This window comes from Streptomyces sp. NPDC054863 (genome assembly GCF_053610825.1).
Genome location: NZ_JBSGZD010000014.1, coordinates 38,327 through 63,781, shown reverse-complemented (window position 1 = coordinate 63,781; position 25,455 = coordinate 38,327). Strand labels below are relative to the sequence as shown.

Here is a 25,455-nt window from a genome sequence, read left to right as displayed (position 1 = left end):
CCGCAGAAGGCTTACCGCCCGTGCCGCCCGCCGGAGGCAGCCCTGCGGCGGACCGACCCGAACATCACCGCCGCACCCAGCGCCAGCACCGCCGCACCACCGACGGCGATGTACGGGGTGGTGCTGTCGCCGCCGGTCTCGGCGAGGTTCTCGTCGGCCTTCACCGGTGCGGGCGAACCGCCCTGTGCCGCAGGCGCGTTGGCGTCCGGAGCGGCCGGGGCGGCGGCCGGAGCCTTCGCCTGCGGGGCGGCGGACCGGGCGCCCGCACCCGTCTTGTGGTCGCTGTCGCCGTGGCCCTTGTGCTCGACCGTCGACCGGCCGGCGCCCGCCGCGATGTCCTTGTCGGTCGGGGCGGAGGCGGCCGGGGCCGGAGCGGTGCCCGCGCCTGCGCCTGCGCCCGTACCGGCTGTGTCCTTTCCGAACACCACGTCGGAGCAGGTGTAGAACGCCTCCGGGCTGTCCGAGCGCTGCCACACGCTGTAGACGAGGTGACGGCCGGACTTCTTCGGCAGGGTGCCGTCGAAGACGTAGTCGCCGGCCTCCATCTTCGGGTCGGTGACCGAGGCGAAGGGCTTGGCCTCCAGGTCGGACCACTTCAGCGGCTTCGCCGGGTCGTAGCCGTCCTTGGTGACGTACAGCTCGAAGGAGCCCTTGTGCGGGGCGGTGCCCTTGTAGCGGAAGGTGTGCTTGCCCGCGGTGAGCTTCGAGGACGGCCAGTCGGCGCGCGGCAGGTCCAGGCCCTTGTACTTGTCGTTGCCCGCGCTGCACAGCTTGCCGTCGGGGATGAGCGCCTTGTGGTTGCCCGCGGCGTTGGCGATGTTCACCGCGTTCCAGTCGTAGAACGCCTGGACGCCACTGGCGGCGACGGCCGCCTTGCAGGCCGCCGAGTCGGGGCTCTCCGGGCCCTCCGCGTAGCAGGCCGACACCCGGCTGACCGGGTCCGTCATGGAGCCGTGGGCGGCGGCCGGGGAGGCGGCCAGCCCGGTCAGCGCGAGCGGCGCGAGGCCGAGGGCGGCGACGGCGGCGGCTTTGCGACGAGCAGCGGTCATGGTGGGGAACTCCTTGGCAGGGGACGGTCTTCATGGCCGGGGGAGAGGGGGAGAACTCCCCCGGCGCAACAGCACGCTAGACCCCGGAAACCGTGAAATGCCCTGCTGGGGGCGGGTGATGGCGTTCTTTATGGCTTGCTTAAGGGCGCGCTCAGTGACGGTTAAGAAGGGGCCTGGAATGTGTCGGGAAGGCACCCGGAAGGCACCCGGAAGGCACTTGGAACGGCCCTCCTCCGGCGGGCCACCACCGGGCACCGGTGGGCTGCCCCACCGGCGTCCGCCCGGGCCACGCCTCACCGGCGCCCGCCCGCCTCGCGCCGCCCGCCTCGCGTCCACCCGGCTCACGCCACCGAGCTCACGCCACCCACCTGTACCGCCGCTCCGGCCGTCCCGTGCCCCCGTACCGCAGTGTCACCTCGGCCCGCCCGGTCGTCGTGAAGTACTCCAGGTACCGGCGCGCGCTCACCCGTGACAGCGCCCCGCCCTCCGCGCACTCCGTCGCCGACAGCCCCGCCGGGTGTGCCCGCAGCGTCCGCTCCACCAGCTCCGCGGTGTGTGCGGCCAGCCCCTTGGGCAGTTCCCGCGAGCCCGGCGGGCGCGTCCCGAACAGCTGGTCCACGTCCTCCTGCCGGGCCTGTCCGTGCACGGACAGCGCGTCGAACCGGTTCTGCAACGACGCCACGTGCTGCAACTGCTCGCGCAGCGCCGCCTGGTGGAACGGCTTGATCAGATAGTGCAGGGCCCCGGCGCGCAGCGCCGCCCGTACGATCCCGGCGTCCCGCGCCGCCGTGATGAACAGGGCGTCCGCCGTCGGCCGACCCGCGTCCCGCGCCTCGGCGGCCCGCAGCCCGCGCAGTACGTCGAGCCCGTCCATGTCGGGCAGATAGACGTCGAGGAGCACGAGGTCCGGGTGCAGCCGCTCGGCGGCGCGCAGGGCGTCGGCGCCGCTGTGGGCGACCCCGACCACCGTAAATCCGTCCATCGAGGACACGCAGCGGCTGTGGACCTTCGCCACCATGAAGTCGTCGTCCACGACCAGCACATTCGTCACCCGCCCACGCTAGGGCGCGACCACAAGGACCACAACGTCCGTTGGTTCCGGAACGGCGACAGCTCCTTAACGCACCGGCAACATGTCCCCACCTCCCCCCTTCGAAACACGACAGCTGAAACACGACAACTGAAATACGACGACCGAAAGGCGGCGCCCGTGCGATTGCGCACCCCCCTCGCCCTGGCCGGGGCGGCACTCCTGGTGTTCGTGGGGCCGCCGCTGCTCACCACGGGCAGTGGCTCCGAGACCGGCACCCAGATCCCCGGCCTGCGCTTCATGGTCCCCAACACCCCCGGCGGCGGATACGACATCACCGCGCGCACCGCCGCCAAGAACGCCGAAGAGGCCGAACTCACCAGCGGCATCGAGGTGTTCAACCTCCCTGGCGCGGGCGGCACCGTCGGCCTCTCCCGGCTCGCGGCCGACCACGGCAACGGCAAGGTCGCCATGTCGATGGGCCTCGGCGTCGTGGGCGCCGTCCACACCAACAAGGCGCCGAAGACCCTCGCCGACACCACTCCGATCGCCCGGCTCACCGAGGAGCAGGACATCGTGGTGGTCGGCAAGGACTCCCCGTACAAGAGCATCAAGGACCTCGTCGCGGCCTGGAAGGCCGATCCGGCGAAGGTCCCGGTCGGCGGCGGATCGGCGCCGGGCGGCCCCGACCACCTCGCGCCGATGCTGATGGCGCGCGCGGCGGGGATCAGGCCGAAGGACGTCAATTACGTTCCGTTCGACGGCGGCGGCGAGCTCCTCGCCTCCATCCTCGGCAACAAGGTCGCCTTCGGCGTCTCCGGAGTCGGCGAGTACCTGGACCAGATCAAGGCCGGTGAGCTGCGGCTGCTCGCGGTCACCGGACCGCAGCGGGTCCCAGGGCTGGACGCGCCGACGCTGCGCGAGTCCGGCCTCGACACCGAGTTCACCAACTGGCGCGGCGTCGTCGCCCCGCCGGGACTCACCGACGCCGAACGCACCAAGCTCGTCCAGCTCTTCGAGAAGCTGCACGCCTCGAAGGAGTGGAAGGACTCGATGAAGAAGAACGGCTGGGACGACGCGTTCCTCACGGGAGAGAAGTTCGGCGCCTTCCTCGACCAGGAGAACAAGCGCGTGGACTCGGTCCTGAAGGAGCTCGGCCTGTGAACTCCCTTGAGAAGTCACCCAGTTCGCCCGATGCCTCGCAGCGGCCCGGACCCGTCGGCCGCGCCGCCTGGCTGCGTGAACACTCCGAGCTCGGCGTCAGCGCCCTTCTGCTGGTGATCGGCGTCCTCGTCCTCACCGACGCGCTCACCATGCACGTCGAGATCGCCCAGCGCGGCCCGGTCGGCCCGACCACCGTGCCGATCGTCGTCGGCGGCGCCCTGCTGCTCGTCGCCGTACTCCTCGCCGTGGACGTCCTGCGCGGCGGCCGGGGCGAGGCCGAGGGCGGCGAGGACGTCGACCTGTCCGAGCCCGGCGACTGGCGTACGGTCCTCCTCCTCGCCGGAGTCTTCCTCGGCAACGCCGTCCTGATCGGCCCGATCGGCTTCCCGGTCTCCGGCGCCCTGCTCTTCTGGGGCTCCGCCTACGCACTCGGCAGCCGCCACTACGGCCGCGACCCGCTGATCGCCGCGGGCCTCTCCCTCTTCACCTACTTCGTCTTCAACAACCTGCTGGGCGTCCCGCTCCCGGGCGGCCCCCTGATGGGAGTGCTGTAAAAAATCATGGACTCCCTCAACTCCCTGATGGACGGTTTCGCAACCGCCCTCACCCCGATCAACCTCCTCTGGGCCGCCGTCGGCGTCCTCCTGGGCACCGCCATCGGCGTCCTCCCCGGCATCGGCCCCGCCATGGCCGTCGCGCTGCTGCTGCCCGTGACGTACGGGCTGGAGCCGACCGGCGCGTTCATCATGTTCGCGGGCATCTACTACGGGGCGATGTTCGGCGGCTCGACGACCTCGATCCTGCTCAACACCCCGGGCGAGAGCGCCGCCGTGGTCGCCGCGATGGAAGGCCACCCGATGGCCAAGGCGGGACGCGGTGCGCAGGCACTCGCCGCCGCGGCCATCGGCCACTTCGCGGGCGGCATGATCGGCACGATCCTGCTGGTCGTCCTCGCCCCGGCGGTCGCCGCGCTCGCCGTCGACATCGGCGCCCCCGACTACTTCGCCATCATGGTGCTGGCCTTCATCGCCGTGACGTCCGTCCTCGGCTCCTCCCGCATCCGAGGCCTCGCCTCGCTCCTCATCGGTCTCACCATCGGCCTCGTCGGCCTGGACCAGATGACCGGCCAGTCCCGCCTCACCTTCGGCTCGCTCGAACTCGCCGACGGCGTGGACGTCGTCATCGTCGCGGTCGGCCTCTTCGCGATCGGCGAGGCGCTCTGGGTCGCCGCCCACCTGCGGCGCGGCGGCGCGGAAGCGATTCCCGTCGGCCGCCCCTGGCTCGGCAGGGCGGACGTCAGGCGCACCTGGAAGTCCTGGCTGCGCGGCCCGCTCATCGGCTTCCCGTTCGGCGCGATCCCGGCCGGCGGCGCGGAGATCCCCACCTTCCTCTCGTACGTCACGGAGAAGCGGCTCTCGAAGCACAAGGAGGAGTTCGGCAAGGGCGCCATCGAGGGCGTCGCGGGTCCCGAGTCCGCGGCCGCCGCGTCGGCCGCCGGAACCCTCGTCTCGATGCTCACCCACGGCCTGCCCACCACCGCCGTCGCCGCCGTCATGCTGGCCGCCTTCCAGCAGTACGGAATCCAGCCGGGCCCGCTCCTCTTCGAGCGCGAACCCGAGCTGGTCTGGGGCCTCATCGCGTCCCTCTTCGTCGGCATGGTGCTGCTCCTGGCGCTCAACCTCCCCCTCGCCCCGCTCTGGTCCAAGCTGCTGCGCATCCCGCGCCCGTACCTCTACGCGGGCATCCTCTTCTTCGCCTCCGTCGGCGCGTACGCGGTCGGCGGCGAGGCACTGGACCTGGTGGTGCTGCTGATCATCGGCCTGCTCGGCTTCGGAATGCGGCGGTACGGGCTTCCCGTCCTGCCCGCGGTGATCGGCGTGATCCTCGGCCCGGCCGCCGAACAGCAGCTGCGCCGCGCCCTCCAGATCAGCGACGGCAGCGTGAGCGGCCTGGTCAACACGCCCTTCTCGATCGCCGTGTACGCGATCATCGTGCTGCTCCTGGCCTGGCCGCTGCTGCGTCCGCTGCTGAAGAAGCTGCCCTTCCTGCGGCGCGGAGCGGCGTCGTAACGTACCGGCATGAACGCCACGAACACCATCCGTCCCGCCACCGCGGACGACGTCCCCGCCGTGAAAGCCGTGACCGACGCGGCGTACCGGCACTACATCGAACGGATAGGCCGCGCGCCCGTCCCGATGCTGGCCGACCACGGGGAGAACGTCGCGGCGGGGCGGGTGTTCGTCGTCGGGGAGCCGGTGCACGGCGTGCTGGTGCTCGTCCCCGAGCCGGACCACCTCTTCCTCGACTCGATCGCGGTCCACCCGGACATGGCGGGCAAGGGCGTCGGGCGCGAGCTGCTGACGCATGTGGACGCGTACGCAAGGGAGCTGGGACTCCCCGAGATCAGGCTCTATACGAACGCCATGATGTGGGAGAACCAGAAGATCTACCCGCGCTACGGCTACGAGCTGGTCGAACGACGCCTCGACGAGGGGATCTACGACCGCTTCCACTACCGCAAGAGTATTGAACAGGTCGGTCCATAACCTGTGCTACGGTCTTGCCCATGGCGCGACCGCGAACGTTCGACGAGGGGCAGGCCCTGGAGGCGGCGATGCACGCCTTCTGGGCCAAGGGGTACGAGGCGACCTCGACCCAGGACCTGTGCGAGGCCACCGGTCTGGGGCGGAGCAGCATCTACAACACCTTCGCGAGCAAGCGCGACCTCTTCCGGCGGGCCCTCGGGCGGTATGTCGACATGATGACCGACCGGCAGACGGTCCTGCTGGAGGACGCCTCGCGGACGGGGGCGGACCGGATCCGCGCCCTCTTCGTGCTGATCATCGACGGAGAGTTCGAGGTCAGGGCCGGTGGGCGCAGCATCGGCTGTCTCTCGGTCAACGCCACGGTGGAGCTGGCCCGTTACGACGAGCCGGAGGTGGCGGCGCTGCTGGAACGCGACCTCGCCCGCCGGCTTGCCGTACTGCGCGCCACCGTGGAGGCGGGGCGGCGGGACGGCTCCCTCACCTCCGACCGGGGCGCGGACTCGCTCGCCCGCTTCATCAACGCCGTCATCGGCGGCATGCGGATCTCCGCCCAGGGGGGCGCGGACCGGGCGACGCTGGAGGCGGTCGCGGAGACCGCACTGGATGCCCTGACGCGCTGACGCCCGCTCCGATTGCGCCATGTGTGCCGCGCTGTGTGCGGCACTTTCTTCTGCCTTCATTCTGTACTGATCTATCCAAAACCAAGAAGGGGCAATCTGCCGTGCCACTTGCCATCTACGTCCTCGCCATGGGCATCTTCGCCATGGTGACCAGTGAGTTCGTCGTCGCCGGGCTGATGCCGCAGATGGCGGAAGGCCTGGACGTCACCATTCCGCAGATCGGCTACCTCATCACCGCGTTCGCCGCGGCGATGGCGGCCGGCGGGCCCGTCCTGACCATGACGGTCGTCAAACTCCCGCAGAAGAAGGCGCTGATGGTGCTCTTCGCCGTCTTCCTCGTGGGCAACGTCGTCGCCGCCACCGCCGTCGACTACGCCGTCATGTTCGTCGCGCGCCTCGTCACCGGAACCGCCTCCGCCGCCTTCTTCGGCGTCTCGCTCTCGCTGTGCGCGCAACTCGTCAGGCCCGAACTGCGGGCCCGGGCCACCGCCATGGCCCTCAACGGGCTGATGCTCGGCACCCTGCTCGGGCTCCCGCTGTCCACGCTGGTCGGCGAACGCCTGGGCTGGCGGGCGGCGTTCTGGACCATCACCGGCCTGACCTTGCTGGCCGCAGGGGCCACCGCCGTCGGCGTGCCGAAGCTCGGGCGGGCCGAGGGCGGCGGTGACATCCGCCAGGAACTGCGAGTCTTCCGCGACCGCCGCTTCTGGCTGGTGCTCTCCACCAGCACCCTCATCATCGGCGCGACCTTCTCCGCCTTCAGCTACTTCAACCCGATCCTCACCGAGGTCACCGGCTTCTCCACCGGCACGGTCCCGCTGCTGCTCGTCGCGTACGGAGCCGCCACCGTCGTCGGCAACAACATCGTCGGGCGCCTCGCCGACCGGTACGCCCTGCCGGTCCTGGTCACCGGCCTCGCCCTGAACCTCGCCTTCCTCACCGGATTCGCCCTCTTCGCCGAACTGCCGCTCCCCGCCGTGGTGTTCATGCTGGGCATCGGTCTTGTCGGGGTCACCATGAACCCGGCGATGATCACCCGCGTGCAGCGCACCGCGAACGCCCGCCCGTTCGTGAACACCGTCCACTCGTCCTTCATCACGCTCGGCGTCATGATCGGCTCCTCCGTCGGCGGCCTGGCGATCGGCGCCTGGGGGCTGCGCTCGCCGCTGTGGCTGGGGGCGGTGCTGGCGGCCCTCGGACTGCTGACGCTCGCTCCCGAACTCCTCGCGCGCCGACGGCCGTCGTCCGGCGCAGGACAGCCGTTGTCAGTGGCGGATGCCACCATCGGGGCATGAAGCTCGAAAACCGGCATTCCGCGCCCGCGTCCCGGCACACCGAGGTGGTCGACGTCCACCTGATCCTCCGCCGGGGCGCGGACGTGCTGCTCGCACGCCGTGCCGGCACGGGGTACGCCGACGGCCTGTTGAACGGCCCGTCCGGGCACGTCGAGGACGGCGAGGACGTGCGCCGGGCGATGATCCGCGAGGCCGCGGAGGAAATCGGCATCACCCTCTCCCCGGAAGACGTGTCCGTGGCCCTGGTCATGCAGCACCGGGGCCCCGGCGGCCGGCCGCGCACGGGCTGGTTCTTCGAAGCGTGGTACGACCCGGCCGACCCGCCCGCCAACCGCGAGCCCGACAAGTGCTCCGGCCTGTCCTGGCACCCCCTGTCCGCGCTGCCCGACGACATGGTGGCGTACTGCAGGGCGGGCCTGGAGGCGTACCGGGCGGGGGAGCGGTTCGTCCTCCACTGGCACGAGGACGGCGACCCGATCGCCTACGAGGAAGCGGCACGCGACCGCAAGGTCTGGCTCCGGGAATCCGGGACGGTCGGCCCCTGAGCACGGCTGGGTCCTGCCCTTTGCCGACCGTCATCCGTACGCGGGAGGGCTGCGGACAGGTCGTCCCGGGAGAGATCACTGCGCGGCATACCTGGAGGATCGAAACGGATACGAGGTCGAGATCGTGGTGGAAGGCGTCCGGGTGGGGAACGGGTGTGCGCTTTGATGGGGGTCATGAGACATGGAGCGCGGAGGACGTCCGCAGTGCTGCTGCTTCCGCTGGTGCTGGCCGGGTGCGGGACGGAGACGTTCGGGGCGTCCCGGGGCATCGACCGGGGCGAGCTGAAGAAGCGGGCCGGGGAGTCCGCGCTGGAGCACGTCTATGTGACGGAGATACCCGGCTTCACGCTGGCCGCGCAGTCGGTGAACGTCATCGGGCACGACGGCTTCTCCGGTACGTACGTCTCGTCGGGCGGCGGCGGGCAGATCCAGCTCTCCGTGGACCGCGGCACACTGCCCGCCGACGGCTGCGCAGGCTGCACCAAGGACGGCGACCACTGGTACAGCTCCGCCCAGGGTGAGAGCGCGTACCTGCGTGCCGAGGACGGGCACGTGGTGCGGCTCACCGGCTCCGGAGGTGCGGACCGGGCCACGGTCAAGGCCGCCGCGGAGAAGGCCCACCACGCGAGCCCCGAGGAGATGGACGAGGTGCTGCCGGAGGCGGAGGGGCAGGAGCGGGGCGGTTCGCCCGTCGAGCAGGGCGGCCCGCCCGTCGAGCGGGGCGACCTGCCGCCGGTCGGCGACGGAGCACCCCGCAACGACGTGGGTGCTAGCGGCTGACCAGGAGGTCGGTGAACTCTCCTGTACGGGCCGCGAGTTCGAGCGCGTCCAGCGTACGGACGGCCTCGGCCGCCGCCTCGGGGTCGCGGTCCGCGAGACCGCTCTCGGCGAACTCGTCCTCGTCCAGGCGCAGTACGCTCGTCCCGTCCGCCGACCGCCACAGGTCGAGGTCCAGGTCCTCGACCTCCACGCTGGTCACCGGGCCGTCCGCGTGCACGACGGCGGGGCGGGCCACGTCGCAGTACCAGCCCTTGAGGGTGCCGTCGCCGGAGCGGACCTCCTTCACCGCGTACCACCGGTCCCGCCAGTAGTGCTCGACGAAGACGTCCCCCGGCGCGAACTGCACGAACCCGAAGTCCTTCACCGTCTCCCGCGCCCAGTCCGCGCGCACGGTGAGGTGCGTGCCGTCGTCGGAGAGCAGGGTCGCCGGGTAGCGGATCTTGAGGCGGCCGGCCTTGGTGAGGGCGATCTCCACGGGCCCGGCCGACACGGCCGACACGTCCGTTCCGTGTGTGTCAGCCGAGGGTGCGGACATATTCGATCTCCGTGTTGCCGTGTTCGTAGCCGAACCACTTGTTGATGGCCCGCATCGGCCCGTTGACGTCGTCGTTGCTGGTGAACGCCTCGCGGTAGCCCGCCGCGCGGGCCCGGACCAGCGAGTCGTGCTTGGCGGCCTTCGCCAGGCCCAGCCCCCGGAAGTCCCGGCGGGTGCCGGTCATGCCCGAGAGGTAGCGGGTCTCGCCGTCCGTGTGGGCGAGGCTGAAAGAGGCGACCGTACCGTCGTCGGTCACGGCCAGGGTGGTGAGTTCGCGGTCCAGCAGAGGCCTGTTCCAGACGCTCACCAGCCACTCCTCGTACGACTCGATGACCACGGGCACGGAGTTCGGCTCGTCCGCCGCGGCCTCCGCGTCCGCGTCGTACAGCGCACGCGGATCGTCCCCGAGCCGGGCGGCGGCGACCAGCGTCAACCCGTCGGGCAGCGGCGGCGGTTCCGGCAGGACGCGGTCCGCGAGGGCGAGGCGCTGATAGTGCATGGAGTGCGCGGGGGTGCATCCGAGCTTCTCCGCGTAGCCGGCGGACCGGGCGTCCAGTGCCCAGGCGTGCAGGATCGTCGCCCCGTGCAGGGCCAGATGCTCCTCGCCCGCCCGCACCAGTGCGGAACCGATTCCCTGTCCACGGCGGTCCGGGAGGACGACGGGGCCGCAGGCGGCGTGGCCGGGCTCGGCGCTCGTGTGGTGCAGGAAGGCCTGCAACGCGCCCACGATCTCGCCGGTCGTGGTGTCCTCGGCCACCAGGAAACGGGTCTTGGCCTCGGCGGGAGCGGACGCCACGGTGGCCGCGACGCTCGCGGCGGTGGTCAGGTTGAAGGGGAGGGCCGCACGCCGCAGCCGCACCATGGAATCCAGGTCGGAGGTCTCGGGCCGGTAGTCACGGATGATCAGTGTCATATGCGGCGACGGTACGCACCGGGAGGGTGAGGCCGCCTCTTCTTTTTCGGCGGCGGTTCTGCGGTGGGGGACAATCCCTCGCGTGACCGTGACTCTGAAGATCGTCGTGGACTTCGACGACGCCATCGCCCCGTACGAGCAACTCCGCGTCCAGGTCTCGGAGCAGGCCCGCTCCGGGAAGCTGCCGGTCGGCTACAAACTGCCGACCGTACGAGGCCTTGCCGCCGACCTCGGCCTCGCCGCGAACACCGTCGCCAAGGCGTACCGGGCGCTGGAGGCGGACGGGGTGATCGAGACGCGGGGCCGGAACGGGACGTTCGTGGCGGCGGCGGGGGACGCGGCGGAGAGGGAGGCGGCGTCGGCGGCGCGGTCCTACGCGGAGCGGGTACGGCGACTCGGGCTGAGCCGGGCGGCGGCGATCGCGGCGGCGGAAGAGGCGGTACGGGCCGCCTACGCGGACTGACGGGACGGTCGCGAGGGCGTCCGATCGAGGGCCGGGGGCAGGCATTTAGGGGCGCGGGGCTCTCTCCCTGTGCGGCTCCGCCGCGTGGGCGCGACCAGCCACGACGCACCTGCACGACGCCCGCCCCCGCCGACGTCCTCCGGCCGCACCTGCACGACGTCCTCCGGCCGCACTCGCACAACGACCCCCGGCCCGCTCCCTCACAGGTACAGCCCCGCATCGGCACCCCCCTCCCGAGCCCCCGGCACGGCCGTGGGTGACACCCCCCTTCGCAGCGCGTACAGCTCCGCCAAGGTGGCGCCGTCCCGCCCCACCCCCTCCTCCGTCCCCAGCCACCCCACCGCCTCGCGCCGCGACAGCGCGCCCACCTCGATCCGGGCCAGGCACCGCCCCGGCCGTACCACCGCCGGGTGCAACCGCTCCAGGTCCTCGTTCGTGGTGACGCCCACCAGGACGTTCCGGCCCTGCCCGAGCAGGCCGTCGGTCAGGTTCAGCAGCCGGGAGAGCGCCTGGCCCGCCGTGTGCTTCGCCTCGCCCCGGATCAGTTCGTCGCAGTCCTCCAGCAGGAGCAGCCGCCACCGGGACCTGCCGGTGGCCCCGTCGTCCTCACCGATCGCGATGTCCATCAGGTAGCCGACGTCGTTGAACAGCCGCTCCGGATCGAGCACGCAGTCCACCTGGCACCAGTCCCGCCACGACCTCGCCAGTGTCCGCAGCGCGGACGTCTTCCCCGTTCCCGGCGGCCCGTGCAGCAACAAAAGCCGGCCCGCGATGTCGTCCGGCGTCACCTTCATCAGCCGGTCCATCGCGTCGGCCACCGGAGCGGTGTAGTTGCCGCGGACCTCCTCCCACGTCCCGGCCGAGATCTGCCGGGTCGTACGGTGCGGGCCGCGCCTCGGGGACACGTACCAGAAGCCCATCGTGACCGCTTCGGGCTGCGGCTCCGGCTCGTCCTGCGCGCCGTCGGTCGCCTCGCCGAGCACCTTCTCGGCCAGTTCGGGCGAAGTGGCCGTGACGGTCACGTCCGCACCCCGGTTCCAGCGCGACACCAGCAGCGTCCAGCCGTCGCCCTCGGCGAGCGTCGCGCTGCGGTCGTCGTCCCTGGCCGCGCGCAGCACCGTCGCGCCGGGCGGCAGCAGATCGGCCCCGGACCGTACCCGGTCGATGGACGAGCTGTGCGAGTACGGCTGCTCGCCCGTCGCGAACCGGCCCAGGAACAGCGCGTCCACCACGTCCGAGGGGGAGTCGGAGTCGTCGACGTTCAGACGCAGCGGAAGCGCGGACTCCGGGCGTACGGGGCCCGCCGGTTCCGGACGTACGGGGACCTCCGGCACAGCACTCGCGGACTCGCGGTTCGCAGACATGCGGCACATGATCCGGCACCCGGCCGCCCCGCGCACGGACTTTTGCCCCCTGCCGGTCCGTACCGCGACCCGCCGAAGTGCGCCTGCCCGATCCCGGCCGGATCCCGACAAGCCCACCGGAATCCCCACCCCCGCCGCTACTCTGAAAGGTGATGGGACGTCATGGGTGGGACTCGGGGGCGCGGCGGTGGCGGTTCACCGCGCTGATCGGCGTGGGCATGGCCGCACTCGCGCTCGTACTGACCATGTGCACCGCCTGGCCGGGCGACGACGGCAGAGGCGACAGCGCGGGCACTTCCACGGACGGCGCCAAGGTGCACGGCACCCCGCCACTCGACCCCGACAAGCCGAAACCGGACCTCGGCTGGGGCTTCACGCACACCCAGTTCAGCGCGGACGCGGGTGACGAGCGCGCCCGCTCCAGGGCCGAGAAGCTCCTCGCCGCCCAGAAGCTGCCGCAGATCCAGCACCTGATGGGCTGGGGCTCCAACAACCCCGAACCCTCCCCGGGCCGCTACCAGTTCGGCGAGATGGACAGCCGCATCGACCTGATCCGCAGGACGGGCGGCACCCCCGTCGTCACCCTGTGCTGCGCCCCCGACTGGATGAAGGGCGGCAAGAAGGGCGCCGCCAACACCGACTGGTCCAAGAAGTCCCTGGAGACCGCGCCGAGCCCCGCGCACTACGCCGACTTCGCGAAGCTCGCCGGGGTCGTGGCCCGCCGCTATCCGGACGTCAAGCACTTCATCGTGTGGAACGAGTTCAAGGGCTTCTTCGACGACGGCGCCAAACGCTGGAACTACGAGGGCTACACCAAGCTCTACAACCTGGTGTACGCCGAGCTCAAGAAGGTCGACAAGGACATCCTGGTCGGCGGCCCCTACCTCGTCATGGACAGCCTCGAACCCCGCGCCACCCAGGACGCGTCCGCCGTCAAGGGCCCCTGGGGCAGCCTCGACCAGCGCTCCCTGGACGCCTTCACGTACTGGAACGAGAACAAGACGGGCGCGGACTTCGTCGTCGTCGACGGCTCCAGCTACACCAGGGACGACGAACTGCTGCCGTCCGACTTCGGCGCCACCGACAAGCTCACCGCCGTCAGCCGCTGGGTGCGGCAGCAGACCGGCGGCAGACTGCCCCTCTGGTGGGCCGAGTACTACGTCGAACCCGGCGACGCCGAGGACGAACGCGACGGCTGGAGCGAACCCCACCGCGCCGCGGTCCAGGCCGCCGGCATGATCGCGCTCGTACGCGGCGGCACCGGCACCGCCTTCTACTGGAACCCGCAGAACGAGGGCGCGAAGTGCGCGGGCTGCCTGTGGACCTCCACCCAACTCGCCAACGGCGGCGCCGAGTTGACCATGATGAAGCTGATCTCCCGGTTCGCGAAGGAGTTCCCGCCCGGCACCCGCTACGACGACAGGGTCCCGGTCGCCGCCGACGACGTCCCCAACGTCCGGGTGCTCGCGAGCGCGAAGACCGTCCTCGTCGTGAACACCCGCGACCGCGCCATCAAGGCCGAGGTCGACGGCCAGGACTTCGACATGGGGCCCTACGAGGTGCGCTGGCTCACCCGCAGGTAGAGCCACCCGGCCGGCCCGTCAGCCCCCGGACAGCGCCACCCGACCGGCGCCGCCCGGCCTACGAACCCACCCCCGACAGCGACACCAACCGCTCCACCAGTGATCCGAGCAGCACCGCCAGCAGCGGCAGCGAGAACCAGTACGTCGACTGCATCCACCGGAGCTTGCGCACGCTCTCCGGCCGCGCCACCCGCACCACCTCCCGCACCGACAGCAGCACGATCAGCGCCAGCGCCGCCAGTGCGCCGATCACCGACCACGGCGTCCATGTCACCCTCGGCCCGATCGGCCCCGGTTCCGCCTTCGCGACCGGCCCGTCCGGCCGTTCGGCCATCGCGAAGAGCGTCACGTCCTCGTTGGCCAGGACCTTCTTCAGCTCGGGCCTGGCCTCCAGGTTCTTGACCAGGCGCCGCTCCCAGCTCGGCGCGTAGCCCGAGTCCATCTGGAGGTAGACCGTCTGACTGCGGTTGATCATCAGGTACGAGTTCGGGCCCGCGTCCTTCAGCGACTTGACCAGCCCTGCCACCAGGACCGGGTCGCGCGGCGCCTCCGTCGGTTCGTACTGCACCTTCTCCATGTCCTTGGCGCCCCACGGCATCGCAGGCGTGACGTTGTCGACGACGTCGTTGCTCATCCACAGCAGTCGCGTCGTCGGCTCGTCGTGCGCGTACACGAACTCCATCGCCGCGACCTCGCCCGCCCGTACCCGCTCGAACGCCTCGTTGCCCCAGCGCGCCACCAGGAAGCCGCCCATCAGGACGAGCCCGGCCAGCAGCGCGGCGAGCGGGGCGAGGCTGGTGCGGTCCGCGTCTCGTTCGGCCCGGGTCGCACCGGTACGGGGGAAGAAGGCAAGGCCCGCGAGGAGGGCCGCGCCCGGCAGCGCGAACATGAAGACGCGCAGCGCCATCTCGCCGCCGTACGACTGCATGCCGAGCATGAGGAACGGCACGAACGCCAGCACGAGCAGCGAGCGTTCGCTGTAGCCCGCGAACCGGCGCCGCGAGATGCCCCAGCAGGCCAGCGCCATCATCCCGCCGGCCAGCGCCACCCGTACGTACAGCACCAGCTTGTGCGTGGAGCTGCCGCCCTCGATGCGGCCGGCCACCGACGAGGACACGTTGTCGCCCAGCCCGCCGATGCCGCCGAAGAGCTCTTCGAAGTGCCCCGACCAGTACGGCTCGGCGAAGAAGCCGATCCAGACCGCGACCAGCACCGTCAGCAGGATCGGCAGCCCGCGCAGCGTGGAGCGCCCGCAGATCACCAGCAGCATGAGCACCCCGACCATCACGAACGGGGTGAGCTGGTGCGCCGGGACCGTCCCCGCGAACAGGGCGATCAGCACCACGAGCAGCGTCGCCTTCTCGCGCCGCCCGGCCGGCCGCACCTCCGCCTCGCCCGGCCGCCGCCTCGTCCAGATGACGCGCGGCTCGCGGAACCACACCAGCAGGATCGCCACGAAGGCGAGATAGAGCAGATAGGTGTAGCCCTGCGGCGAGAAGTAGTCCTGGCCGACCCAGCCGCTCAGTACGAAGAACCAGGCCCCCGCCCACTTCGCCCGCCAGCCCGCCCGCATCGACTTCATCAGCAGGAACAGCGGTGCCAGGTACAGGAGTTGCATGGTCAGCGGCCACCAGCGGATGACCTCCGACATGTCGGAGATCCCGCACGCCTGGGCCACGAACGTCGCCGCCGCGAAGAATCCCGGCCAGCTCCACCGTGCGTCCAGATCGGGCACCGCGGTCCCGGTGCGGTCGATGTAGTCCATGAAACCCAGGTGCTGCCAGGCCGTCGGGAAGCGCGGCGCCTCCTCAAGGACGGCGGGCAGCGCGTGCAGCGACACCACGGTCGCGATCAGCGCCACGGCGAGGAGGGCGGTCCTCGGCCGCTCCAGCCACAGCATCGACGCGAACGACACCACGAGCAGCGCGGCGCCGATCAACGTGGCCGGCGGCAGCACGGTGACAAGACCGAGCCCGCCGATCCGCTCCAGGTCCGCCTCGCCGATGCCCCGCAGTGGGATCCAGTACAGCAGTACGGCCGCCAACAGCACGGCTCCCACCGCCAGTTCGGGAAGTCGGTGCCGGACGGCGAGGAGGGCGCGGTGCGTCGGGGGAGGGGCGAAGGAGTCCGCGGAGTCCGCGCCGTCCGCCGCCGGTGCGGGCTTCTCGCTCTCCTCGGCGGACGGCGAGGCAACCGGTGTCGACGAGGTCGACGCGGCAGGCGCGAGCGCCGAAGTGCCTTGCGGCGCATGGGACTTCGCGAAACGGTCGGAGGAAGAACCGGGCAGCCGCAGCGCCCAGGTCGGCCGGTGCTCGCCCGCCTTGTCGCTCCGCTCCCCGCTCGCCTCTCCGCTCCCCGCGCCGCTCTCTTTTCCGCCCTCCGGTTCTCCGTCCTCCGTCTTCTTCATGCCCGGTACGACTCCGGAGGCTCCCCGGGGGATGTACAGCCCGGCCGCCGGAGTCTCCGGGCCGATCCGCACGTCCGGTCTGCGCTCCTGGTGGTCGAAGTCGATGTGGGTGCCCAGCGGCAGCGTCGTCGCGTCGCCCAGAGCGGTCCGCAGCGCCCACCGCGGTCCCTCACGGGGCGCCTCCACGGCGGCGGCGCCTTCCCCGGCCTCCGCCTCCGCCCCTTGCTTGTCCTGCGCCTCCTCCGGTACGTCCTCGGGCTCGGACTCCGTCCGTGCGGGAGCCTTCTGCGCCGGGGCGGACCTGACCACCCCGTACAGCTTGAAAGCGGCGATCGTCGCGATCAGCGCGAGGCTGGACACCTCGGCGACGCCCGCGCCCGTCAGGCCCATCCTGGGCAGCAGGAGCAGCGTCAGCCCCAGCACCAGGACACACAACCCGCCCTGGAGATAGGCGAGTCCACCGGTGCGGCTCTGTGCGCGCAGCACCGCGAAGTAGACCTCTATGACCACCCGCAGCAGCGCGCCGATCGCGAACCAGCGCAGCAGCGGAGTGGCCGCCTGCGCGTATCCCGCGCCGAAGACGTGCAGGATGTACGGCGCCCCGAAGAAGAGGACCGCCGCCACCGGCAGCATCAGCTTCGCCATCTTCTTCAGCGCCGCCCGGCAGTTGCGGGCCAGCGACGCCGGATCGTGCGCGCCCTCGACGGTGAGGGAGGCGCCCATGTTGATGGCGAGCAGGTTGACGGTGCCGCCGATGGTGGTGGTGATGTAGAAGTACGCGTTGTCCGACGAGCTGACCTGCGAGGCGACGATCACCGGCACCAGATAGACCACGGCCAGCGAGAACAGCGAACCGGTGTAGTCACCGGCCAGGAACCGCCCCATCTGCCGCGTCGTCGGCGCCTCGGTCAGCCCCTCGGTCGCCTTCACATGCCGCGGCACCAGCCTCCGGAACACCAGGAAACCCAGCGGAATCACCGACACCGCGATCGCCGCGACCCACGACACGAAGACGCCCGCGGTCGGGATCGACGTGGCGATCAGCACCAGCAGCACCAGCTTCACCGCCGAGAAGACGGTGTTGCCCACCGGCACCCACAACGCACTGCGCAGCCCCGTCAGCACCCCGTCCTGGAGCGTCAGCAGCGACCACATGACGACCGCCAGGACGAAGCCGAGACCGTTGAGCGGCCCGTGCAGGAATCTGTACGAAGGCCCCCAGAAGTCCAGCGTGAGCAGGAAGATCCCGGCCGCCACCGCGACGACCAGGGAACTCCCCGCGTACGTACGGAACACCAGCCGCCCGGTGCGGCGGCCGGACACCGGGATGAACCGCGCCAGGGCCCCGGTCAGGGTCAGCGCGGTCAGCCCGGCGAGCAGCTTCATCGCGGCGATCGCCGCCGACCCCTGACCGACCGCGGCGGGCGTGTAGTACCGCGCCGCGACCAGCCAGAAGCTCAGGCCGAGAAGTGCGCTGACCCCCGTGTTGAGCATCAGCGCGTAGGCGTTGCGGAAGAGTGGACTGCCGCCGCCCTTGCGGGGGACCGGCAGCCGCAGCCTCCTGGCCGGCGGGGCCGGCGGGCGCTCCCCGGCCACCGGTCTGTTCTCCCCGGTGTCGCTCCCGGCCTGGGTGGTGGTCGTGTCAGACACGGCTGGCGGCTGCCTCTCGGGACGGGCGCGCCTCTCGGAACTGCCGCGCGAGGCGGACGGCGGAGCGGGACCTGCGTACCACCGCGTATCCCTGGGTGAGCGCCCGCTCCCTGGCGAAGTCGCGGAAGGTCGCCCGGTTCTCCACCATCCGCTCGAACCGCCCGAGGTCTGTGCTGCGCTGAACGGTCACCCTGCGCAGTGCGTACGGGCCCTGGCCGCGCGTGGCCAGGTCGTTGTTGACCGCGAGGGCCTGCCGGAACCCGGCGTCCCGCACCGCCTGCCTGACCCGGCGGCTGGAGTAGCCGTACGGGTAGGCGAGAGAGACGGGAGCGCTCCCGAGCTCGTCGGCGACCAGCTCCCGGCAACGCAGCAGTTCGAACCGGAGCTGCGCGGCGGAGAGTTGGTCGAGCTGCGGGTGGGTGTGGCTGTGCCCGCCGATCTCGGCCCCCGCGTCGGCGAGAGCCCGGACCTGGTCCCAGTCGAGCATGGTGTCCAGGGCGCCCCCCTCGTCGTACCGGCCCTGCAGCCAGCCCGTCGTGACGAACAGGCTGGAGCGGAAGCCGTGCTTGGTGAGCGCGGGCAGGGCATGCCGGTGCACGCCCTCGTACCCGTCGTCGAAGGTGATCAGGACGGGCTTGGGCGGCAGGACGGTGCGTCCGGACCGCCAGGATTCCCCCAGTTCCCCGGTGGTGACGGGGGTGAAGCCGTTCGCGTCGAGCACGGCCATCTGCTCGGCGAAGGACTCCGGCGACACGGACAGCCCGTAGGCGGCCTCGGCGGGCCGGTGTCCGACGGCGTGGTACATCAGGATCGGAACAGCGGTCCCGGCGGACCCTGTGCTCCCGGTGGTGCCCGTGCTCCGAGCGGTCCCCGTGCCCCCGGCGGTCCCCGTGCTCACAGCGGTGCTTCTCATGCGTGCGCCCCCTCGCGTCCCTCGCTCTCCCCGCCCGCGCCGTTCGCCGGTGGTGCGATCGGCTGAGGCGTGAAACTCCCGCCTCCCCGACGGGCCCGTACGCTCCCGAGTACGTACCCGCCCGCCGCCGCGGCCACTCCGCACACGATGGCTCCCGCCCGGCCCGCCCCGCCCGGCCGGCCGAGAACCGCGTCCCGCAGTCCGCGCACGACGCCCCCGGGCAGCACCCGGGTCGTGTAGCGGCGTTCGGACTCAAGTCCCTTGCCCGCACCCACACTTCGCGCCACGAGCGCTTTCGACAAGCCCTCCGCGTACGCCCGGGTGCGGAAATAGCCGAACCTTTCCCGTACCGCGGGCACCTTGTGGTGGATGACCGCCCGGTCGTCGATCAGGAGCACCGCGTCCGGGAGCGCCTTGCCGAGCCGGATGCACAGCTCGGTCTCCTCGCAGCCCAGCGGCCGTCTGTCGCCGTCCCGGCCGATGCCGGTGGCGAAGCCGCCCGCCGCGTCGAAGGCGGACCTGCGGAACGAGGCGTTGCCGCCCAGGACGTTGCGGACCCGCACCTTCCCCTGCGGGATGCCCTTGTACGTACAGCCGACGACCCAGTCGAACTCCTCGGGGAACCAGGCGGGCCGCCCGCCGGACGCCCACGCGGGCATGGTCAGGCCGCCGACCGCCATGACGCGCGGATCGGCGTAACCGGCGGCGAAGTGGTGCAGCCAGTCCCGCTCGGCGACCGCGTCGTCATCGAGGAAGGCGACGAGCTCGCCGCGGGCCGCGGCGATGCCGGTGTTGCGTCCCGCGGAGAGACCGCGGGGGCCCGCGTTGGCGAGCACCCGCACCGGGCGTGCGGCGTCGACGTCCTTGAACTCCTTCTCCAGCCGCTCCTTCAGCGCCGGGTTGTGGTCCACGACCAGCAGCGTCTCCGCCGCCGGCCGCGACTGCGCGTGCACCGAGGAGACCGCCGCGAGGATGTCCTCCCAGCGATCCTCGGTGTACACGCAGACCACCACGGAGAACTCCGGTGTGGGCTGTCCTCTCAAGACGCCTCTCCCCGGCCGATGATCCGGCGGGGCGTGACCACGGGCAGTGCCGCGCGACGCCTGCCGTGCCGCTTGCCGCGCTCCTTGAGGATCACCCTCAGCACCCGCAGCCCGTCGCGCACCGCGGAGAGGTTGCTCATGCCGTGGATGCGCTCGAACTCGTGGCTGGGTATCTCCTGGACGCGCAGGCCCGCCTTGACGACCCGGATGTTCATCAGGGTCTCCACCTCGAAGCCGGTGCAGTCGAGGTCGATCTTGTCGAGGCAGTGCCGCCAGAAGGCGTTGTAGCCGTAGCAGAGGTCGGTGTAGCGGGCGCCGAACTTGGCGTTGACCACCGTGCACAGCACCCAGTTGCCGAGCTTGCGGATGGGCGTCATGTCGTCGGTGCCGCCGCCGTTGGCGAAGCGCGAGCCCTTCGCGAAGTCGGCGCCGGAGACCAGCGCGGAGACGTAGCTGACGATCTCGTGGCCGTCGGCCGAGCCGTCCGCGTCGACCATCACGATGATGTCGCCCGTGCACGCGGCGAATCCCGTGATCAGTGCGTCGCCCTTGCCCTTTCCGGTCTGCCGGACGACTTTCACGCCCGGCCACAGGTCACGGGCCACCTGCACCGTGTTGTCGGTGGAATTCCCGTCGACGAGAACGACTTCGTGAATCCATTCCGGCAGCGTCTTGAAGACGTACGGAAGGTTCTCCGCCTCGTTCATGGCGGGGATCACGACGCTCACGGGCGGAGTGATCGCGAGATGTGAAGAGATCGGCCGGTACTTCAGGCTCTTCTTGATCGCACTGCTGCGGCTGCTGCCATTCGTGGACGGCTCGCCCAGCGGATCTTGTCCTGGTACCGCGGGTCGGAGAAATGAGCTCATGAGTCTTTTCCCTCTCCACCGGTGGACCGCCCGCCCCCGGGCGGTCCGGATGAGTTTCCGGTTCGAAAGGGGGGTTTCACCCCGGCCATGACGGAAGACAACTCCGTACTGGTTGAGGTGAGCTGGCTATTGCTCTGCGCGGAACGTGCCCCGGCAAAAATGGCGCTCGCCGAGCACGGCACCCCCCTACCGCGCTCCCGCACCGGCCTCCATCGCGACGCTTGAGCCCTCCCCTAGAGCCGCTTTGCTTGATGGACCTTTGCGGGTGGATGTATGACGGTATTGATGCTTGGGACCTTATGGCAAGACCTGGAACGCAGCCTCGCTTTTTTGTGACTTTGGCCGTAGTTCGACGGTCACATCCGGAACCGTCCCGATCGGATTTCTCCGATCAGTTTGAGCAGCTTGTCGGCGGGTTCGAACAGTTCAGGCCGCTCCACCACCGTATTCCGCAACGCCCGCACCGGTGTGCGGTGTGCACGATGGCCGAATGCCACCGGGTGACGGCGCATCACCCATCCCTCGGAAACCATGATCTCCCTGGTCTTGAGGGAGTCCTTGTACTCTTTCTGGCCGCGCCCCAGATCGATGTAGGCGATCCCCTCCGAGGCCGCCGATTCCGCGATCTTGAGCTGCATCAGCAAACCCGGCGAATATTTTGCGAACTCCGGGTCGTAGGCCGGGAACCAATTGGAGATGATCCGTTCCGAGCGGGGACCGAAGTGCGCCGCGATCGGCCGGCCGCCCGCGTACAGCACCGACAGCAGCCCCGTGAAGGAGTCCGTACGGGTGTGGAAGAGCTGCTCCACCAGCCGGATGATCCACTCCTGCGAGAAGCGGTCGCTGCGCCCGGTCCTGCGGTACTGCGCGGACTTCCACCGCATCAGCGCCCGCAGCGCCGCCGGGTCGCGCTCGTCGTGCACGTACCGCACTCCGCCGACCCGCCGGTGCAGCCTGCGCTCCTTGGCCTGCACCGACTTGAGGAACTTCGGCGAGTGCTCCCGCAGATGGGCCAGGTACGCGTCGTACCCGTCCAGGGTGTCGATCACCGGAGAGGCGAACCTGCCGGTCGCACCGGCCTCGAACGCGCCCTGCCCCTGCGCGAGATGGTCGAACTCCCACACCGCGAGCCCGCACGCCCGCAGCATCGCCCGGGCGTCCCACTCGAAGCCGGGTCTGTGCACGATGCCCTGACTGTCGGAGACACCCAGTCCCAGTGCCCGGCCCACGCCGGTGGTGGATCTCTGGTACGCGAAGAACGCGGCCGGTTCACCCCCCTCCCGTACGACCCCGATCCGCACCCCGCGCCGGCACCGCCCCAGCGCCAGCGCGAACTCGGGGGACAGGAAAGGGTTCGCCAGCTCGGGCGAGCCGTGCAGGTGCGCCTTGGACTGCATGGCCGTCCAGGACGCCCGGTCGGCGGCGCTGAGTTCGCCGGGCCGGTGGACGGTGAGGTCGAGCCGTGTGCCGTTGGCGCGCGAGCGCGCGTGAGGGTTGTCCACGTCAGGTTGCCTGCCTTCTCGCCGTACGGCCGCCTCGGCGCCGCAGAAGTGTGAGCAGGAAGAGGAGGGCGCTGATCCCGGCAACTGCCGCGATTCCGCCCCTGATCGACCAGAGATGCATGGCCAGCATGGCCTGTGCGACGAGCAGGTTGAGCGCCAGCGCCGCCGCCGCGGACGCCACCGTGCGGCCCGGTGGATCCAGGCCGCGCAGCCACATCGCCACGGCCGCGCCCGGAGCCACCACCATGAAGACGACGGTGAACGGAGCGCGCAGCGGCGACGGCGAGCCGGTGAACGCGAGCACCGCCCCCGCCCCGGCGACGGCCAGTGCCGCCCCGGCCGCCAGAGGGAGAACCTCCCGCCAGGACCGGGCCTTGCCTGACGTCTTGTCACTGATGTTCTGCATGGTCTGCATTGGCGACTTTGCCCCCCGACGCGCCGGATGCCGGGCTTCAATGTCGCGCAGGCTGCGGAGCGCCGTCAAGGATGCGGAAAAAGTGTAAAGAAGATCCGAGCCGAATGTTCTTGGCATGAACACTACCGGCGAGTCACTGTGACTGGTACGACATGAGTGGCGGAAATCCTGCTAAGGGAGGTTCCATGAAACTGACCCGTTTTGCGGCATTCTCATCCTCATTCGTACTCGCCGGAGCTCTGGTCCTGACCGGGGCGAGCGCCGCGAGTGCCGACCAGGGGGTCCAAGGCGTCGACTACGTGGCCCTCGGCGACTCGTACTCCTCCGGGGTCGGCGCCGGCAGCTACGACGGCTCCAGCTGCAAACGCAGCGCCAAGGCCTTCCCCGCCCTCTGGGCTGCCAAGGCATCACCCACAAGCTTTAACTTCGCCGCGTGCAGCGGCGCTCGTACGGGTGACGTCACCGGAAGTCAGTTGACGGCGCTCAGCGCCGCCACCGACCTCGTGAGCATCACCGTCGGCGGCAACGACGCGGGCTTCGCCGACGTCATGACGACCTGTGTCCTACAGGGCGAGTCGGCGTGCATCAACCGGGTCAACCAGGCCCGCGCCTACGTCGATTCGACCCTGCCCGGGAAGCTCGACTCGGTCTACGACGGCATCAGAGCCAAGGCCCCGTCGGCCCGCGTGGTCGTCCTCGGCTACCCCCGCTTCTACAAGATCGGAGGCACCTGCTCGGTCGGCCTCAGCGAGAAGTCCCGTACGGCCATCAACAGCGCGGCCGACTACCTCAACGACGCGACAGCCAAACGCGCCGCCGACCACGGCTACACCTTCGCCGGGGTCGCCTCCGCCTTCTCCGGCCACGAGATCTGCACCCCGACGCCGTGGCTGCACAGCCTCAACTGGGGCAACATCGGCGAGTCCTACCACCCGACCGCCGCCGGGCAGTCGGGCGGCTACCTGCCGGTGATGACTTCTAACGCCTGATCCCGTACGACTGCCTGATTCCGTACGGCCGCCCGATCGCGTACGGCTGCCCGATCCCGTACGTGGAGACCGGCGGCGAGGTGACCCCGCCCGTGGTGGTCGGGGTCACCTCCTCACAAGTGACCGTGAAGGAAACGGAGTGGGAGCTCACCTGGCGCGGACTCTTCACCTCCACCTGGACCGAGTCGTTCCAGGTCGTCCCGTCCTTGTACGTCAGCTCCGTGTGCTGCACCTGCCGGGACGTCGTCCCGGCAGGGAAACTCACGCTCTTCCAGCCGGAGTCGGAGGACTCCCCGCTCTTCGTCCTCCACCGGTACTCGACCTCCGCAGGCGCCCGCCCCACCGTGATCGTCGCGGCGAAGGCGGGCGCCTCGGCCTCGGGCGGCGGACACTTGCCGGAGTAACTGCCGCGCACCGCATGCGCGGTCACCTGCACCACCTGCTGGGGCGGCGGGGCCGTGGTACCGCCGTTGTTGCCCTGGGTGGTGGAGTTGTTTCCGGTCGAGCCACCGGTGCCGCCGGTACTGCTGCCACCGCTGTTGCCCTTGGTGTCGGTGGGGGTGGGTTTGCCGCCGCTGGCAGCTCCAGAACTCCCGTCCTTCCCTCCGGAGTTGGTGTTTCCGGCGGTCGTGCCCCCGCTGGTCCCGGTGCCCGGAGGGTCGTGCCTGGTCAGCGCGTAGACCAGACCCGCGACGGCGAGCAGCAGCACCGCGACGCCGAGCGCGAGCAGCCCGACGGCCCGCCGGGGCTGTTCCTGCGCGGCCGTGGTCCGCCCCGTCTGCCCGTACTGCCCCTGCTGCCCGCCCACCGGCCCGTACGATCCGCTGCCCGGCCCCGGCGAGGGCATCGGCACCGGTACGGGCCGCCGGGGCGTCGGGGCCGTGACCGTCGGGCTGCTGTGCGCCGCCTGGCCCCCGATGTCCCGCACCGTGCCCCCGGCGGCCACCAGCCGCAACTGCCGCTCGGCGTCCGCGGCCGACATCCGCTCGGCCGGATCCTTGCGCAGCAGCCCCTCGATCACCGGGCGCAGCGCCCCAGCCCGGGTCGGTGGCGGCAGCTCCTCGTCCACCACGGCACGCAGTGTGGAGAGCGGCGTGTCCATCCGGAACGGCGTGCTCCCCTCGACCGCCGCGTACAGCATCACGCCCAGCGCCCACAGGTCCGACCCGGGGCCGGGGGTGCGCCCCATCGCCCGCTCGGGCGCCAGGAACTCCGGCGAGCCGATCAGCTCGCCCGTCATCGTCAGCGCGGAGGTGCCCTCGACCATGGCGATGCCGAAGTCGGTGAGGACCACCCGCCCGTCGTTCCCGAGCAGTACGTTGCCCGGCTTGACGTCCCGGTGCAGCACCCCCGCGTCGTGCGCCGCCCGCAGCGCGGCGACGACCTCGGCGCCGACGTGCGCGGCCCGCTGCGGGGTGAGCGTGCCCTCCGCGTCCATCACGTCGGACAGGCTGAGGCCCCGCACCAGCTCCATCACGATCCACGGGCGGCCGTCCTCGGTCGCCACGTCGTACACCGTCACCACGTTGCGGTGCGAGATCCGGGCCGCGGCCCACGCCTCCCGCTCCAGCCGGGCGTACAGCCTGCTCCGGTCGGTGCCGCCGAGCCCGGCCGGCGCCCGGACCTCCTTCACGGCGACCTCGCGGCCCAGCACCTCGTCGCGGGCCCGCCACACGATGCCCATACCGCCCTGCCCCAAGGGGGCCAAAAGGCGGTATCGGCCCGCCACCACCCTGTCTTCGCCCGGTACTTCACTCACAGGACAGACCCCCCGATCCGC

At 71.0% G+C, this 25,455-nt stretch carries 23 protein-coding genes; 11 read left to right on the top strand and 12 right to left on the bottom strand.

Going from position 1 to position 25,455, the window contains the following annotated elements:
* Positions 1 to 11 precede the first annotated feature (11 nt).
* On the bottom strand, positions 12 to 1,049 hold the full coding sequence (locus ACWGIG_RS05240) for a lytic polysaccharide monooxygenase auxiliary activity family 9 protein (RefSeq protein WP_453320155.1): 1,038 nt from the start codon (positions 1,047 to 1,049) through the stop codon (positions 12 to 14).
* Positions 1,050 to 1,404: 355 nt separating this feature from the next.
* The gene (locus ACWGIG_RS05235) at positions 1,405 to 2,100 is read right to left on the bottom strand and encodes a response regulator (protein WP_453320154.1); all 696 of its coding nucleotides are present in this window, start codon (positions 2,098 to 2,100) and stop codon (positions 1,405 to 1,407) included.
* A 159-nt stretch (positions 2,101 to 2,259) separates the two neighbouring features.
* Here ACWGIG_RS05235 and ACWGIG_RS05230 point away from each other — a divergent pair, with 159 nt between their 5' ends.
* The 8 genes from ACWGIG_RS05230 (at position 2,260) to ACWGIG_RS05195 (ending at position 9,029) form a co-directional block, all read left to right on the top strand.
* A complete protein-coding gene (locus tag ACWGIG_RS05230; protein WP_453320153.1) occupies positions 2,260 to 3,243 on the top strand; it encodes a Bug family tripartite tricarboxylate transporter substrate binding protein in 984 nt (327 codons plus the stop codon).
* A complete protein-coding gene (locus ACWGIG_RS05225; RefSeq protein ID WP_453320152.1) occupies positions 3,240 to 3,797 on the top strand; it encodes a tripartite tricarboxylate transporter TctB family protein in 558 nt (185 codons plus the stop codon). Before ACWGIG_RS05230 ends, ACWGIG_RS05225 begins: the two co-directional genes overlap by 4 nt.
* Positions 3,798 to 3,803: 6 nt before the next feature.
* The gene (locus ACWGIG_RS05220; RefSeq protein WP_453320151.1) at positions 3,804 to 5,312 is read left to right on the top strand and encodes a tripartite tricarboxylate transporter permease; all 1,509 of its coding nucleotides are present in this window, start codon (positions 3,804 to 3,806) and stop codon (positions 5,310 to 5,312) included.
* Positions 5,313 to 5,321: 9 nt separating this feature from the next.
* On the top strand, positions 5,322 to 5,789 hold the full coding sequence (locus ACWGIG_RS05215; RefSeq protein ID WP_453320150.1) for a GNAT family N-acetyltransferase: 468 nt from the start codon (positions 5,322 to 5,324) through the stop codon (positions 5,787 to 5,789).
* 20 nt (positions 5,790 to 5,809) lie between these two features.
* Positions 5,810 to 6,409 carry a TetR/AcrR family transcriptional regulator gene (locus ACWGIG_RS05210; protein WP_453320149.1) on the top strand — a complete coding sequence of 200 codons (600 nt, stop codon included), beginning with the start codon at positions 5,810 to 5,812 and terminating at the stop codon, positions 6,407 to 6,409.
* Between the two features lie 101 nt (positions 6,410 to 6,510).
* Positions 6,511 to 7,704 (top strand): MFS transporter, encoded by a 1,194-nt coding sequence (locus tag ACWGIG_RS05205; RefSeq protein WP_453320148.1) that lies wholly within the window; start codon positions 6,511 to 6,513, stop codon positions 7,702 to 7,704.
* A complete protein-coding gene (locus tag ACWGIG_RS05200) occupies positions 7,701 to 8,249 on the top strand; it encodes an NUDIX hydrolase (RefSeq protein WP_453320147.1) in 549 nt (182 codons plus the stop codon). The genes ACWGIG_RS05205 and ACWGIG_RS05200 overlap by 4 nt, the downstream gene beginning before the upstream one ends.
* 174 nt (positions 8,250 to 8,423) lie before the next feature.
* A complete protein-coding gene (locus ACWGIG_RS05195; RefSeq protein WP_453320146.1) occupies positions 8,424 to 9,029 on the top strand; it encodes a hypothetical protein in 606 nt (201 codons plus the stop codon).
* Here the strand turns inward: ACWGIG_RS05195 and ACWGIG_RS05190 are convergent.
* Both ACWGIG_RS05190 and ACWGIG_RS05185 read right to left on the bottom strand, forming a co-directional pair.
* Complete coding sequence (locus tag ACWGIG_RS05190) at positions 9,019 to 9,564, bottom strand: DUF402 domain-containing protein (RefSeq protein ID WP_453320145.1); 546 nt, start codon at positions 9,562 to 9,564, stop codon at positions 9,019 to 9,021. The two genes, ACWGIG_RS05195 and ACWGIG_RS05190, sit on opposite strands and share 11 nt — an antisense overlap.
* Positions 9,545 to 10,477, bottom strand: coding sequence for a GNAT family N-acetyltransferase (locus ACWGIG_RS05185; protein WP_453320144.1), 933 nt, complete (start codon positions 10,475 to 10,477; stop codon positions 9,545 to 9,547). Before ACWGIG_RS05185 ends, ACWGIG_RS05190 begins: the two co-directional genes overlap by 20 nt.
* A gap of 88 nt (positions 10,478 to 10,565) precedes the next feature.
* Here ACWGIG_RS05185 and ACWGIG_RS05180 point away from each other — a divergent pair, with 88 nt between their 5' ends.
* The gene (locus ACWGIG_RS05180) at positions 10,566 to 10,940 is read left to right on the top strand and encodes a GntR family transcriptional regulator (protein WP_453320163.1); all 375 of its coding nucleotides are present in this window, start codon (positions 10,566 to 10,568) and stop codon (positions 10,938 to 10,940) included.
* Between the two features lie 200 nt (positions 10,941 to 11,140).
* Here the strand turns inward: ACWGIG_RS05180 and ACWGIG_RS05175 are convergent, their stop codons facing one another.
* Entirely contained in the window at positions 11,141 to 12,304 is a 1,164-nt protein-coding gene (locus tag ACWGIG_RS05175; RefSeq protein ID WP_453320143.1) for a DUF5925 domain-containing protein, read from the bottom strand.
* A 152-nt stretch (positions 12,305 to 12,456) separates the two neighbouring features.
* Here ACWGIG_RS05175 and ACWGIG_RS05170 point away from each other — a divergent pair, with 152 nt between their 5' ends.
* Positions 12,457 to 13,887, top strand: a complete 1,431-nt coding sequence (locus ACWGIG_RS05170; protein WP_453320142.1) for a xylan 1,4-beta-xylosidase — start codon at positions 12,457 to 12,459, stop codon at positions 13,885 to 13,887.
* 58 nt (positions 13,888 to 13,945) lie between these two features.
* On the opposite strand, the gene ACWGIG_RS05165 is transcribed toward ACWGIG_RS05170, so the two are convergent.
* The 6 genes from ACWGIG_RS05165 to ACWGIG_RS05140 form a co-directional block, all read right to left on the bottom strand.
* A complete protein-coding gene (locus ACWGIG_RS05165) occupies positions 13,946 to 17,944 on the bottom strand; it encodes a lipopolysaccharide biosynthesis protein (RefSeq protein WP_453320141.1) in 3,999 nt (1,332 codons plus the stop codon).
* Complete coding sequence (locus ACWGIG_RS05160) at positions 17,937 to 18,749, bottom strand: polysaccharide deacetylase family protein (protein ID WP_453320162.1); 813 nt, start codon at positions 18,747 to 18,749, stop codon at positions 17,937 to 17,939. The genes ACWGIG_RS05165 and ACWGIG_RS05160 overlap by 8 nt, the downstream gene beginning before the upstream one ends.
* A 104-nt stretch (positions 18,750 to 18,853) precedes the next feature.
* Entirely contained in the window at positions 18,854 to 19,900 is a 1,047-nt protein-coding gene (locus ACWGIG_RS05155; RefSeq protein ID WP_453320140.1) for a glycosyltransferase family 2 protein, read from the bottom strand.
* Positions 19,897 to 20,769, bottom strand: a complete 873-nt coding sequence (locus ACWGIG_RS05150; protein WP_453320139.1) for a glycosyltransferase family 2 protein — start codon at positions 20,767 to 20,769, stop codon at positions 19,897 to 19,899. Before ACWGIG_RS05150 ends, ACWGIG_RS05155 begins: the two co-directional genes overlap by 4 nt.
* 356 nt (positions 20,770 to 21,125) lie before the next feature.
* Entirely contained in the window at positions 21,126 to 22,271 is a 1,146-nt protein-coding gene (locus tag ACWGIG_RS05145; protein WP_453320138.1) for a GNAT family N-acetyltransferase, read from the bottom strand.
* A gap of 1 nt (position 22,272) precedes the next feature.
* Positions 22,273 to 22,677: a hypothetical protein gene (locus ACWGIG_RS05140; protein WP_453320137.1), complete on the bottom strand. Its 405-nt coding sequence runs from the start codon at positions 22,675 to 22,677 to the stop codon at positions 22,273 to 22,275.
* A 194-nt stretch (positions 22,678 to 22,871) separates the two neighbouring features.
* Between ACWGIG_RS05140 and ACWGIG_RS05135 the strand changes: the two genes are divergently transcribed.
* A complete protein-coding gene (locus ACWGIG_RS05135; protein ID WP_453320136.1) occupies positions 22,872 to 23,675 on the top strand; it encodes an SGNH/GDSL hydrolase family protein in 804 nt (267 codons plus the stop codon).
* Here the strand turns inward: ACWGIG_RS05135 and ACWGIG_RS05130 are convergent.
* The gene (locus ACWGIG_RS05130; protein ID WP_453320135.1) at positions 23,665 to 25,359 is read right to left on the bottom strand and encodes a serine/threonine-protein kinase; all 1,695 of its coding nucleotides are present in this window, start codon (positions 25,357 to 25,359) and stop codon (positions 23,665 to 23,667) included. The genes ACWGIG_RS05135 and ACWGIG_RS05130 overlap by 11 nt on opposite strands.
* Between the last annotated feature and the right edge of the window lie 96 nt (positions 25,360 to 25,455).

What these genes read in the sequence shown, in the direction of transcription:
- ACWGIG_RS05210 (WP_453320149.1), top strand. Translation starts at nt 5,810, where the DNA reads ATGGCGCGACCGCGAACGTTCGACGAGGGGCAGGCCCTGGAGGCGGCG.
- ACWGIG_RS05200 (WP_453320147.1), top strand. Translation starts at nt 7,701, where the DNA reads ATGAAGCTCGAAAACCGGCATTCCGCGCCCGCGTCCCGGCACACCGAG.
- ACWGIG_RS05240 (WP_453320155.1), bottom strand. Translation starts at nt 1,049, where the DNA reads ATGACCGCTGCTCGTCGCAAAGCCGCCGCCGTCGCCGCCCTCGGCCTC.
- ACWGIG_RS05170 (WP_453320142.1), top strand. Translation starts at nt 12,457, where the DNA reads ATGGGACGTCATGGGTGGGACTCGGGGGCGCGGCGGTGGCGGTTCACC.
- ACWGIG_RS05175 (WP_453320143.1), bottom strand. Translation starts at nt 12,304, where the DNA reads ATGTCTGCGAACCGCGAGTCCGCGAGTGCTGTGCCGGAGGTCCCCGTA.
- ACWGIG_RS05130 (WP_453320135.1), bottom strand. Translation starts at nt 25,359, where the DNA reads ATGGGCATCGTGTGGCGGGCCCGCGACGAGGTGCTGGGCCGCGAGGTC.
- ACWGIG_RS05160 (WP_453320162.1), bottom strand. Translation starts at nt 18,749, where the DNA reads ATGTACCACGCCGTCGGACACCGGCCCGCCGAGGCCGCCTACGGGCTG.
- ACWGIG_RS05190 (WP_453320145.1), bottom strand. Translation starts at nt 9,564, where the DNA reads ATGTCCGCACCCTCGGCTGACACACACGGAACGGACGTGTCGGCCGTG.
- ACWGIG_RS05215 (WP_453320150.1), top strand. Translation starts at nt 5,322, where the DNA reads ATGAACGCCACGAACACCATCCGTCCCGCCACCGCGGACGACGTCCCC.
- ACWGIG_RS05150 (WP_453320139.1), bottom strand. Translation starts at nt 20,769, where the DNA reads ATGAGCTCATTTCTCCGACCCGCGGTACCAGGACAAGATCCGCTGGGC.
- ACWGIG_RS05185 (WP_453320144.1), bottom strand. Translation starts at nt 10,477, where the DNA reads ATGACACTGATCATCCGTGACTACCGGCCCGAGACCTCCGACCTGGAT.
- ACWGIG_RS05195 (WP_453320146.1), top strand. Translation starts at nt 8,424, where the DNA reads ATGAGACATGGAGCGCGGAGGACGTCCGCAGTGCTGCTGCTTCCGCTG.
- ACWGIG_RS05140 (WP_453320137.1), bottom strand. Translation starts at nt 22,677, where the DNA reads ATGCAGAACATCAGTGACAAGACGTCAGGCAAGGCCCGGTCCTGGCGG.
- ACWGIG_RS05135 (WP_453320136.1), top strand. Translation starts at nt 22,872, where the DNA reads ATGAAACTGACCCGTTTTGCGGCATTCTCATCCTCATTCGTACTCGCC.
- ACWGIG_RS05220 (WP_453320151.1), top strand. Translation starts at nt 3,804, where the DNA reads ATGGACTCCCTCAACTCCCTGATGGACGGTTTCGCAACCGCCCTCACC.